Annotated in this window: 12 protein-coding genes and 1 pseudogene; 4 read left to right on the top strand and 9 right to left on the bottom strand. The window is 60.0% G+C overall.

All coding sequences use genetic code 11. The annotated features are described in order from the left end of the window. Positions 1 to 164 precede the first annotated feature (164 nt). Positions 165 to 587, top strand: a complete 423-nt coding sequence (locus AC58D2_RS16260) for an acyl-CoA dehydrogenase family protein (RefSeq protein ID WP_447953498.1) — start codon at positions 165 to 167, stop codon at positions 585 to 587. 26 nt (positions 588 to 613) lie between these two features. Here the strand turns inward: AC58D2_RS16260 and AC58D2_RS16255 are convergent, their stop codons facing one another. The 9 genes and pseudogenes from AC58D2_RS16255 to AC58D2_RS16215 form a co-directional block, all read right to left on the bottom strand. Next, positions 614 to 952, bottom strand: a complete 339-nt coding sequence (locus tag AC58D2_RS16255) for a hypothetical protein (protein WP_119083568.1) — start codon at positions 950 to 952, stop codon at positions 614 to 616. A 287-nt stretch (positions 953 to 1,239) separates the two neighbouring features. Beyond that, positions 1,240 to 2,499: an APC family permease gene (locus AC58D2_RS16250; RefSeq protein ID WP_497392029.1), complete on the bottom strand. Its 1,260-nt coding sequence runs from the start codon at positions 2,497 to 2,499 to the stop codon at positions 1,240 to 1,242. Between the two features lie 417 nt (positions 2,500 to 2,916). After that, positions 2,917 to 3,384, bottom strand: coding sequence for a DUF411 domain-containing protein (locus AC58D2_RS16245; protein WP_447953497.1), 468 nt, complete (start codon positions 3,382 to 3,384; stop codon positions 2,917 to 2,919). After that, a complete protein-coding gene (locus tag AC58D2_RS16240; protein ID WP_119083565.1) occupies positions 3,381 to 4,067 on the bottom strand; it encodes a class I SAM-dependent methyltransferase in 687 nt (228 codons plus the stop codon). The genes AC58D2_RS16245 and AC58D2_RS16240 overlap by 4 nt, the downstream gene beginning before the upstream one ends. A gap of 327 nt (positions 4,068 to 4,394) precedes the next feature. Next, positions 4,395 to 4,559, bottom strand: a pseudogene (locus AC58D2_RS16235) (transposase); the annotation flags it as partial. A gap of 160 nt (positions 4,560 to 4,719) precedes the next feature. After that, positions 4,720 to 5,466, bottom strand: a complete 747-nt coding sequence (locus AC58D2_RS16230) for an MBL fold metallo-hydrolase (protein ID WP_497392023.1) — start codon at positions 5,464 to 5,466, stop codon at positions 4,720 to 4,722. 24 nt (positions 5,467 to 5,490) lie between these two features. Continuing rightward, positions 5,491 to 5,922 carry a protein tyrosine phosphatase family protein gene (locus AC58D2_RS16225; protein ID WP_119083563.1) on the bottom strand — a complete coding sequence of 144 codons (432 nt, stop codon included), beginning with the start codon at positions 5,920 to 5,922 and terminating at the stop codon, positions 5,491 to 5,493. A gap of 185 nt (positions 5,923 to 6,107) precedes the next feature. After that, complete coding sequence (locus AC58D2_RS16220; RefSeq protein WP_494227530.1) at positions 6,108 to 7,205, bottom strand: IS630 family transposase; 1,098 nt, start codon at positions 7,203 to 7,205, stop codon at positions 6,108 to 6,110. A gap of 142 nt (positions 7,206 to 7,347) precedes the next feature. Beyond that, a protein-coding gene (locus AC58D2_RS16215; RefSeq protein ID WP_494227529.1) for an IS3 family transposase occupies positions 7,348 to 8,519 on the bottom strand; the annotation gives its coding sequence in 2 pieces (ribosomal slippage) (positions 7,348 to 8,255 and positions 8,255 to 8,519; 1,173 coding nt in all). A gap of 124 nt (positions 8,520 to 8,643) precedes the next feature. Here AC58D2_RS16215 and AC58D2_RS16210 point away from each other — a divergent pair. From AC58D2_RS16210 to AC58D2_RS16200, 3 genes are all read left to right on the top strand, one after another. Next, positions 8,644 to 9,404 (top strand): IS5 family transposase gene (locus AC58D2_RS16210; RefSeq protein WP_494227528.1). Its coding sequence is split into 2 segments (ribosomal slippage): positions 8,644 to 8,968 and positions 8,968 to 9,404, totalling 762 coding nucleotides; the frame shifts between segments, so codons are not numbered across the junction. A gap of 360 nt (positions 9,405 to 9,764) precedes the next feature. Beyond that, positions 9,765 to 10,208, top strand: coding sequence for a CBS domain-containing protein (locus AC58D2_RS16205; RefSeq protein WP_215227872.1), 444 nt, complete (start codon positions 9,765 to 9,767; stop codon positions 10,206 to 10,208). A 110-nt stretch (positions 10,209 to 10,318) separates the two neighbouring features. Further along, the gene (locus AC58D2_RS16200) at positions 10,319 to 10,489 is read left to right on the top strand and encodes a hypothetical protein (RefSeq protein WP_215227873.1); all 171 of its coding nucleotides are present in this window, start codon (positions 10,319 to 10,321) and stop codon (positions 10,487 to 10,489) included. Positions 10,490 to 10,847: the final 358 nt, after the last annotated feature.

Below are 10,847 nucleotides of genomic sequence, written 5' to 3'. Positions count from 1 at the left end.
TGACCAGTCACAAGAGCACTCGCTCCCGCCGCTCCGATATCCTCGCTCATCACCGCTCCTCGCAAAGAGCGGCTATCAGCACCCCGGAACGCCGTCCCGCAAGGCGGCCTTCACACCACGGTTACTTTCATTCCCGCGCAGGAAAGACTGGGTCCACCACTGCCATGGCGATGACCGAAATGCAGGGCGGCTCGCACGTGGGCGCCAACAGCACCCGCGCCGCCTCGCTTGGTAGCGGTGAATTCGAGCTGATCGGCCATAAATGGTTCTGCTCGGCGCCAATGTCGGATGCCTTCCTGGCGCTGGCCCACGCCGAGGAGGGATTGACCTGTTTCCTCGTCCCGCGAGTGGCGGCCCGACGCGGCGCGGAATGCGATCCACGTCATGCGCCCGAAGGACAAGATGGGCGGCCGCTCTACAGAGGGACCGCGCCTTGCTTACGAGGCTTTTACCGAACAAGTTGCGGCGAATCGTCTGACACAAAGAGCGCTACCGCTACTTTAGCGATAGACTGCCAAAGGGCTTCCTGTGACCCGAGCGCAAACTGGCCGCGATTCTTGCTTGCGCACCGCACGAATTTGATGTGATTGGCTAGCAGATTGCGCTCGTATCCTTACGATCGAAAATGTTTGGCGCGCTCCACGAGCTGGGTCATCTGGGACGCGGCATGAATGGTGAGGGGATGTTGCCTGGCACCGGGACGCGGGGTGATGAATTCCGCCATCTCGCCAATTTGCGTCAGTTGTTCGTCAGTGGCTTTGGCTAGCACACTTAGCACAATATTTTCCAATGCGATTACCCGGATGCGCAGTTGGATGATCTCGGCATCGGAAAGTGCGGGAATATCCCATTCGTCGCAAGCCGCTGCCAAAGCTTCCTGAGGGCCGCACGGCGTGGCCCCGCCCTCATCTTCCCATCGCGAAACCGCGGCGCTCTTCTTTTGATCTGTCATAGGTCGAAACTCCTGGATTGAGGAAGCAATGTATCAAGACGGGCGGATACCTGAAACCGCGGGAGGTGAGAGCCAGCGCATCCTGAAGCTTGGAGCCGGACAGCAGTGCATCCTTGCCGATGACGCATGGCCAGTAACACCTCGATCGGCGCATCAAGCAAGTCGGCCGCTTCGGGGGCAGCGGGGACGGACTTGGAGCCCATCACCATCTAATAAAAAGATGCGTGCTTCACCGGGGATCAGCCGCGTCTCGTCATCCGGGCCGATGGTGGATTTCACCTCAGTTTCTACCCGGGGTTATCATTCTTTCCGCCTATCTGACGCAGGAAAAGAGCTTCAAGAGCAAAAACAACGGCAATGAGGGCCGCAGCGATGCCAACGATAAACGGGTCGGTGTCGAGTTTGGTGGCAGTAAAGGCAGCAAGAACAGCACCGTCGGCTGCAATCGCGGCAAGCAGAACGGAACTTTTTGCCGCGATCTCCTTTCGTAGGTGCCGGTAGACACCCCAATGCACCAGCATGTCCATGACCAGATAGAAAAACGCCCCGAGGGAAGCGATGCGCGACAGATCGAACAGCACCGCTAGCGAGCCGGCTACCACGACCGTGTAGACCAGCATATGGCTTCGTATTCCGCCTTTCATGCCAAAATGACTGTGCGGGATCATCTTCATGTCAGTCAGCATCGCCAGCATGCGCGAGACCGCGAACACGCTGGCGATCACCCCTGAGGTAGTTGCCGATAGCGCAATGATGATGGTGAACCAGAAGCCCAGTTGACCTAGCGCCGGTCTGGCGGCGGCGGCCAGAGAATAATCGCGCGCCTGGGCAATCTCGCTGATCGTCAGGCTTGCTCCGACAGCCAGTGCCACGAGCAGGTACGTCACCACGCAGATGACAATCGAGATGACGATCGTGCGACCAACATTGCGATGCGGATCAACAATATCGCCGCCACTGTTCGTAATGGTCGTGAAGCCTTTGAAGGCGAGGATGGAAAATGCCACCGATGCCAGAAATGCGCCGCCACCGGTTTGCGAAATGTCTTCAGAAAAAGCGCCAGAAAAGAAACCGCTCGCCCAGATCGCCGCCACTGCGAAAACGACGATGCCGCCGACCTTGATTACGGACATGATGAGCGAAATGCCGCTCACCGAACGATTGCCGGACGCATTTACGAAGTAGGCGAAGACGATCAGAGCTAGCGCGAGGATAGGCAGGAAAAGGGCATTCTCCTCCTGGCCGAACGGACGCAAGGCGTAAGCAGCGAAGGTACGGGCTACCAGGCTTTCATTGATCACCATCGAGAGCGCCATGAGCAGTGAGGCAGAGGCCGCCACGACTCCCGGACCGTAGGCCTTTTGCAAGATCATCGCGATGCCGCCAGACGATGGCCAGGCGTTCGACATTTTGATGTAACTGTAGGCCGCAAGCGCTGTCACGATAGCTCCCACGACGAAGGAAAGCGGGAACAGCGGCCCGGCCAACTGTGCGATCTGACCGGTTAGGGCAAATATTCCGGCGCCGATCATGACCCCCGTGCCCATAGCCACGCCACCGGCGAGACTTATGGCAGATTCGCTCTTGCTGCGTTGGATCCCTGCCGATGCCGCATGTCCCTCGTGTTTCATCTCGTTCACAACTCTCTAACTTTGAAAACAAGGCGAACCTGCGCGCGAGGGGGCAGGGTGCAACTTCGCGATCGCCGGCACGAGACTGAAAGGGCAGCGGCCTGCCTCATGCGCCCCGCGTTTATCTGCGGTCAAGTGGGCTTTGGCGACTGATCCTAAATGCCTGGCCGGCGTATAAGCTCGGACGGCATGCCCTTTGGAATTCCGCTCGGTTTAATTACCAGATGTGATATTTGTCATTTCAGTTCCCTCGGCTCGACAACAGAGCGCCCCGTTTCGTTCGCTGTCCATCTCGATTGCCCAGTTTCGGACGGTGGGGCCATCCGCTTTGCGTTAGGGGTAGCTTGCGAAAACCCTTTGTCCGCCCGGGCCAAACGCAAACACGTCATATGCCTGCCTTCGGCCGTCAGCCTCCATGCCGGGGGAGCCGAGCGGCATACCGGGCACGGCAAGCCCGGCGACGCCGACGGGTCGCTCGCGCAGCAGTCTCGCAATGGCTTCAGCGGGAACATGGCCCTCGATGACATAGCCGTCGACCACCATCGTGTGGCAGGACGAGAGGCCCCGCGGAACACCCCTCTCCGCCTTGAGAGCGGCCATATCGGTGCTGTCGACTGCGGCGACCTGTGCGTCCATGTCCCGCTCGACATGAGCTGCCCATTGTTCACAACAGCCGCAGCCAGGATCACGATACATCGTGTAGCTTGCGGCCTGCGCGACGTTCGAACAAGCCGCAAGAACGACTAGCAAAGCACTCGCGAGAGGTCTACGCAGGGCCGATGGAGGGGCAGTGTCGGTCAATTCACGATCCTTTCCTTGAAGCCGCGCCACAGAGAAATGGCACCTGTGGGCGTAATGAATAGGGCTAACCTCTTGCTGTCGATAAATCGGGCAGAGATCAGATTTTCCATTACTCCGTCGGCGTTGGGCTGGGTATCCGCAAATCCGTCCAGTCTTTGGACGGTCGCGCGAAATAGCGCCCGCATCAGCGGGTTTTCCTGCTTCATGTAATCCGCGATCAAGACCATCCCGCCGGGCTCGAGCAGGTTCCAGATCTCCTCGATGAGGACCTTCTTCTGCCCCGCCGGTACCTGGTGGAATAGAAGGCTGCTCACGATCTTGTTTGGCCGCCAATTGTCCTGAAGCTCGAGGCTGTCGAGAAAACCATGGTGCCAACGGATGGACGACATCTTATGCGCAGCTTTTCGCCGGGCTATGCCGATCGTGGCGCGGTCCGGATCGACACCGAGCAGGTCCGCTTGCGGACAGGCGGAGCGGAGACCGATGAGCAGACTTCCCGTACCGCTTCCGACGTCGATCAGACGATCGTCTGGCTCGACCTTCGCTTCGGCTATCATCGCGCTCCGCCATCGTTTCTCCGATGTCAGGCAGCGAATTGCAATGTCGTAGAGCGGTGTTAGCCAAGCTTTGCCGAGCGCAGGTGTGAAGTTGACTGCTCGGTCGAGAGTGCTTGTCTTTCGCATCGCACGTTCCCCAGAGAGGCGGGTGAAATGATCATCTCTAGCGGTCCAGGCATTGCGGACGACAATGGGCACCGTCAAACGCCAGGCACCCCGCGCAGGCCTGGTCCGTTAGAACGCTTGCCAAAGCGTTAGAACGCTTGCCAAAGCGTTAGAACGCTTGCCAAAGCGAAACGGCCGTCCATTTTGTAGGACCAAGCCCGGCCGTACTCCATCGCCCGATCGGAGATCAAGATGCACCGCTGTTGCCCCAATCGGCTTGTACGCGAGGAGACTGGGCTCGTACGATAGTGAGGGAAACCCGATGTAGAAACGACACAGTGCCCACTACCGCTGGGCTTCCGGCACATCCAGGTCGCCATACTTGGCCTTCCAGCTATAGATCGTCGCTTCCGATGCCTCGTGCCGCCGGGTCAGGTCGCCGGTCTTCGCACCAACCTCGGCCTCCTTCAACACACCAATGATCTGCTCTTCCGTAAACCTCGTTCGCTTCATCATCCGTCCTTACCATCGGGGCCAGACTCTAATCATGCGTTGAGCAAAACCAGGGGTCCCGTCAGCTGCTCGCGGACTCCAAGCTCGACGAACCCGGGCCTCTCACCGTCACGGAATCAGGCGTTCATTCGCTACGGCGGCAATTTAACAGATCCTGAGCCTAGCTCGGCCAGCCCTGGGGGGACTTGCCGCCAATTCGATGAAGTTGTTCCACGGCATCTTCGGGGCAATCGCCACATCTGCGGTTGGCCGGTACCGCCACATCGATTTTTTTCGGATAGGCAAGGTCGAGATTGGTCATGATATCCTCGAACTCTTCAAGTCGGATCGCGTCGTTCAACCGCGGGTTGCGCTCACGTTCCTGCGCGACGGTGGAGACGTGCCGATGCTGATAATCGTGTGCGGGATAGACCAGGGTGTCCGGGGGCAAGGTAAAAATCTTGTCGTGAACCGAGCGATAGAGCGCAACCGTGTCACCATTCTGAAAGTCCGTTCGGCCGCAGCCATCGATCAGCAACGCATCCCCGGTAAATACCCTTTGCTGTCCGCCCTGATCCAGAAGATAGCAATGGTGCGTATCCGTGTGGCCCGGAGTGAACAGGGGCCGGAAATTCAAGCCTCCAAGATTTAGCGGCCGATCCTCGGTGACGCCGATATCCGCGCAGGGGAGATCGTCCTGCGCAGGATAGGCGACCTTGCAGTCTGTCAGCGCTCGCAACCGGCAGGCGGAGCTGATGTGGTCTGCATGGATGTGCGTGTCGAGCGTGTAGGCAAGCCGCAGGCCAAGTTCGTTGATAGTTTGAAGATCGCGTTCGATTGTCTCCACCACCGGATCGAGCAACAGGGCCTCGCCGGTGTCCTGCCAGCCGAAAAGGTAGGTGTAGGTCGAGGATTCGGGTTCGAACAATTGTCGAAAGATCATGACCTGCGCCTAAGGTTCGATCAGGGGCTGGAGATCGGCCTCGCTGACTTTGAGTCCAGCGGCTTCGGCCTTGGCCGCGGCTTCGCTTGCGCCCGCGTCCTGCCGGTGAGCCCAGTGAGCCAGGGCCATCAGGCTAGCCCGCTTGCCGCTAGCACAATGAATGGCGATGGGTGTCGGCAGTTGCTCCATTTCGGCACGGATGGTCGAGGCGGTCCTTGCGTTGAGATCCGCGGGTGTCACCGGGAAGCTCAGGTAGGCCAACCCGCTTTTCGCCGCCACCTCACCCTCGGTAACCGGAGCTAAGACCTCGCCGTTTTCTCCGGGTGCGCGCAGATTGACAACGGACCGAATGCCGGCTCGTGAGAGATCTCTCAGATCCGCTTCGTTCGGCGCACGTGTGAAAACGTGGAGCTTGTTGTCCAGATCGATGAGCCCATCCATGTGTCTACTCCTTCAAGCGCTCAACTTCAGACGTGTCTGCCAGCGACGAAGAGCATGGGATTGATATCGGCATCACTGCTGTCTTGGAAACGAACGGCGAGCTTGATGTTCCCACGACATCCCGTCTCCCCGGATTGAATGTCCAATTAGGTCCGGCCCTCGCAAGGTTAGCCAAAGATTTCGAGCTAGTCACCTGAATCCGAAGTTCGGTTCATTGTTTTTTGGCAGAAGCGTTTGACGGATACGAGGATTTCGTCGGCGGATTTGATCCATTGGTAGGGTTTGGGGTTTTCGTTGTGAGCCGCAATGAAGGCGGCGATATCGGCTTCAAGCTCTGCGGTGGATCGATGCACGCCGCGTTGCAGTTGCTTGCGCGTCAGTTCCGCAAACCAGCGTTCGACCTGATTGATCCAGGACGCCGATGTCGGTGTGAAGTGGACATGCCAATGCGGCCGGCGCGCCAGCCAGGCCTTGATCTTCGGCGTTTTGTGGGTGGCATAGTTGTCCATCACGAGATGCACGTCGGGCCCCTTGGGCATCGCGGCGTCGATCCGCTTGAGGAAGTCGAGGAACTCGCTTGCCCGGTGGCGTTTGTAGCACTTGCCGATCACGGCGCCGGTGGCGATATCGAGCGCCGCGAACAGAGAGGTCGTGCCATTGCGGACATAGCTATGGGTGCGCCGTTCGGGCACGCCCGGCGCCATGGGCAGGACCGGTTGCTCGCGATCCAGCGCCTGGATCTGGCTCTTTTCGTCCACGCACAGCACGACCGCCCGGTTCGGCGGCGACATGTAAAGCCCGACAATGTCCTGAACCTTGTCGACGAACAGCGGATCGGTTGACAGCTTGAACGTCTCCGACCGGTGCGGTTGCAGGCCAAACGCGCCCCAGATCCGACGGATGGTGGTGTGCGACAGCCCGCTCTCGGCCGCCATGGTGCGGATCGACCAATGCGTGGCGTCCTTCGGGGTGGTGTTCAGCGTGCGCTCGATCACTTGAGCCACTTGCGCGTCAGATACTGTTCGTGGCCGACCCGCGCGATATTCATCACTCAGCCCTTCAATGCCATCCTGCGCGAACCGCCGCCGCCATTTGCCAACCGTATGCTCATGCACACCAAGACGTTCGGCAACTTCCTTGCTCTGCAATCCCTCCGCACAGAGCAAAACCATCCGGCATCGATCCGACAGCGAACGCGGCGCCTTGTGCCGCCGAACCTGAGCTTCGAGAAAAGTCCGTTCCTCCCTGCTCAGAACAACCAAATCCGCCTGTCTGCCCGCCATCGCGCTCATCCTTGCCCGTCCGGCAAAGACATATACAATGATGCCTACTTCAGTTCCAGATGACTAGGCTGTAGTGACATTTGAGGTGGTCCCGCCTTCTTGGACAGTTTGGCGGCTGAGTTAAGCTAATCCCGGTTGTCGTTCATGCCGCCATTCTGGTCATTAGATCGTGGGAGGCATGCCCCCCGTGATCTGATTGCCCGATCCGCCGATAGGCCTCGACCGGGGTTCTCCCGGCAAGGCCCGAGTGCGGACGCTGGGTGTTGTAATAGGTGATCCAGCGGCCGAGGCCAGCCCGCAGCTCTGAGCCGGTCTCGAAGGCATGGAGATAGACGCACTCGTACTTCAAAGAGCGCCAGAGCCGCTCGATGAAGACGTTGTCCATCCACCGGCCCCGGCCGTCCATGCTGATGCGGACCTCGGCCTCGCGCAGCACGCTGGTGAAGGCCTGCGACGTGAACTGGCTGCCTTGGTCGGTGTTGAAGATTTCGGGCTTGCCGAAGCGGGCCAACGCCTCCTCCAGTGCCGCGACGCAGAAGCCGGCATCCATCGTATTCGACAGCCGCCAGGCCAGCACCTTGCGGGTCGCCCAGTCCATGATTGCCACCAGATAGAGGAACCCGCGGCGCATCGGGATGTAGGTCACGTCGGCGCACCACACGTGATTGGGCCGGTCGATCACCAGCTTGCGCAGCAGGTACGGATAGACCCGGTGTTGCGGATGGGGATCGCTGGTGCGCGGCCGCTGGTAAATCGGCGTCAGGCCCATCTTCGCCATCAACCGCCGCGCACGGCGGCGACCAACCTCATGGCCTGCTCGCCGCAAATGCCGCGCCATCTGGCGGCTGCCGCACCACGGGCAGTTCAGGAACGTCGCGTCGATCACCGCCATCAGCGCCAGCGTCTCGTCAGTCTCCGGCACCGGCGCATAGTAATAGGACGAGCGGCTGATCCGCAGCAGGCTGCACTGCGTCGAGATCGACAGGCGGTGGTGAGCAGGTTCAACCATCGCCCGCCTCCGATCCACGCTCATCGACCGAAGGCTTTCGCTAAAAAATCCCGCTCCACTACAAGTTGCCCGATCTTGGCGTGGAGCTTTTCCACCTCGATCTCGCTGACGGCCTTGGCCGCATCGCCAGCCCCTGAGAACGTGCCTGCCATCCCGTCGATGGCCTGCCGCTTCCAGGACGCGATCATCGTGTGATGGACCCCATGCTTGGCTGCCAACTCCGCCAGCGTCAGGTCGCCTCGGATCGCTTCCAGCGCCACCTTGGCCTTGAAATCCGCGCTGTAACGCTTCCTCGTCGTCTTCATTCCCGTACCAATCTATCAGGTCGGGATTAGCTTAGCATCCTGTCCAGGAAACCGGCACCACCTCAATTTTAGGGATTCACGGCGGCGGCGATTTCTGATTCAACACTGGCTTTTGGAGGCTGGTGTGGAAGGCGAAGTTTTGCGGGACGATCAGTGGGAGCGGCTGCGGGAGTTTGTGCCCGGTGGCCGCAAGGGCAAGCGTGGTCCGCGCAGCGATGGCAGGCTGTTTCTCGATGCCTTGCTCTGGCTGGCTCGTTCAGGCGGTCGCTGGCGTGATCTGCCCGAGCGGTTCGGCTCCTATCAGACGGCGAAGCGGCGCTATTATCGCTGGGTCGAGCAAGGCGTAATTGATCGCATCTTCGAGGCGGTATCGGATGATCCCGACATCGAATGGCTGGCGATCGATGCGACCGTGATCCGCGCCCAGGCCCAGGCAGCCGGGGCACGGGTAAAAAGGGGGGCGCTCAAGCCCAGGCTCTCGGCCGATCCAGAGGCGGGTTCGGCACCAAAATCCACGCCGTAGTCGATGCCCTCGGCTTGCCGATCCGCTTCATGCTCGGCCCCGGACAGCAGAACGACATGGCGCCTGCCTGCGATCTGATCCGTGGCATTCCGGCGGGCCACGTGCTGGCCGACCGCGCTTACGATGCCGACAGCTTGCACGACCTTATCTATGAGCAAGGCGGCGAGCCTGTTATCCCGCCACGACGCCACCGCAAATATCAGCACCGCTACGACCGCATCGCTTACAAGCAACGCTGGGGCATCGAAGGCTTCTTCGCCAAACTCAAGCAATGGCGGCGCATCGCAACCCGCTACGACAAGCTCGCCACAAACTTCCTCGGCTTCGTCAAACTCGCCAGCATCATGCTCTGGATTAAATGATTAAAATGTCAATACAGCCTAGAGCGTTGCGCGGAATTGCCAATTTTCGATTCGCTGTTGCTGCGGCGCACGGCGAGGTGGTGCCGCGACCGCGCGACAAGGGGGTTGGCAAAACCAGTCCAGTCATGCCCCAGAATGTTCAGCCATGGCCGCAGTCAAACATCGGCGTCTCATTCCTCCGCTTGCCGGGCTCAGGAGAGCAGGATGATCGGTGGCCGGGGTGCGATCCTGGCGCCGAGAAGCTTCGGTAAGCTGGCGCGGACCGGCCACGAATCACAGCTAAGACCGGAACCGGAAGCCGCCTGGGACCATTCACACGTGGAGTGCAATTTGCGCCGCAACCCAAATTGGAGACGAACCATGGAAGCTCGAAATCTCATGACTGCCGATCCGGCGTGCTGCAGCCCTTCCGACACCGTCAAGGACGCCGCCGGCCTGATGGTTGACAACGATTGCGGCGAGATCCCCGTCGTCGACGAATCCGGCGGGCTGGTCGGGGTCGTGACCGATCGCGACATCGCATGCCGCTGTGTTGCGAAAGGCAAATCCGCCGATACACCTGTCGAGGAGGTGATGTCGTCTTCGCTCGTTACTGTCACTCCGGACACGAGCATCGAGGAATGCTGCAAGAAGATGGAGGACAATCAGGTCCGCCGCCTCCCGGTTGTGGACGACGAAGGCAAGTGCTGCGGCATCGTTTCCCAAGCCGACATCGCCCTGCATGCCGACAAGAAGGAAACCGGAGATCTCGTGCGCGAGGTGTCTGAATCGACGGAGGAGCCAGCAGCGGTCGGGTGTTGCTGAAAAATATTCGTCGCCCTTGACCTTCCAATGATGGGAAGACGCGTCGGGATGGGTTGCACCGCCGCTGTGGCCCAGCACGCCGACGCGCCGGCGCAGGCGGAGAGCCGCCAATGATGCAACACGGCGAGATGGCCAAGGGCAGCATGACGACGATAATTAGCGACCCGGAGATGCGGGGCGAGATGAAGGCCATGATGAAGAGCTGCAACCAAATGATGGCCCGCATCGACGCGATGTCCAGCCCGAAGAAAGCGCTCCGGCCAACGCATGAGAAAAGATGACAGTACCCCGATGGGGTCTGTAGGCGGCTGCGTCGGCTATCGAGCTCGACGTCCCTTTCCTGGCCTCTTCGGACGGCGAGTGGGCGACGCGGCATTGTCTCCACTGGGCTGTTTTCGATCAATCGAAGCTGTAGCGAAACCGCAGTTCGCTTTGGAACCGCAGACGGCAGAATTCACTGAGTGGAGCGGACCTGTGATGTCTGGCGTATCGGCATGAATCAATGGTCGGCGTTTCTGAGGACCGACGTTGTTTCGCACGCAAGCGGTTTGCAGTTCGGTTTTGCATTTGCATTGCCGAAGGGGCCCCACTATCGCGGCGGAGTGTCCCTCGTCCGCGCCTTTGCTCTTGTCTGCGTTT

The sequence above is a fragment of the Sphingopyxis sp. CR5 genome (assembly GCF_059693785.1).
This window is presented reverse-complemented; position numbering and strand designations above follow the sequence as displayed.

Coding starts and splice junctions, on each gene's coding strand:
- AC58D2_RS16225 (WP_119083563.1), bottom strand. CDS start 5,922: ATGGATGGGCTCATCGATCTGGACAACAAGCTCCACGTTTTCACACGT.
- AC58D2_RS16260 (WP_447953498.1), top strand. CDS start 165: ATGGCGATGACCGAAATGCAGGGCGGCTCGCACGTGGGCGCCAACAGC.
- AC58D2_RS16240 (WP_119083565.1), bottom strand. CDS start 4,067: ATGCGAAAGACAAGCACTCTCGACCGAGCAGTCAACTTCACACCTGCG.
- AC58D2_RS16220 (WP_494227530.1), bottom strand. CDS start 7,205: ATGGCGGGCAGACAGGCGGATTTGGTTGTTCTGAGCAGGGAGGAACGG.
- AC58D2_RS16200 (WP_215227873.1), top strand. CDS start 10,319: ATGATGCAACACGGCGAGATGGCCAAGGGCAGCATGACGACGATAATT.
- AC58D2_RS16250 (WP_497392029.1), bottom strand. CDS start 2,499: ATGGGCACGGGGGTCATGATCGGCGCCGGAATATTTGCCCTAACCGGT.
- AC58D2_RS16255 (WP_119083568.1), bottom strand. CDS start 952: ATGACAGATCAAAAGAAGAGCGCCGCGGTTTCGCGATGGGAAGATGAG.
- AC58D2_RS16205 (WP_215227872.1), top strand. CDS start 9,765: ATGGAAGCTCGAAATCTCATGACTGCCGATCCGGCGTGCTGCAGCCCT.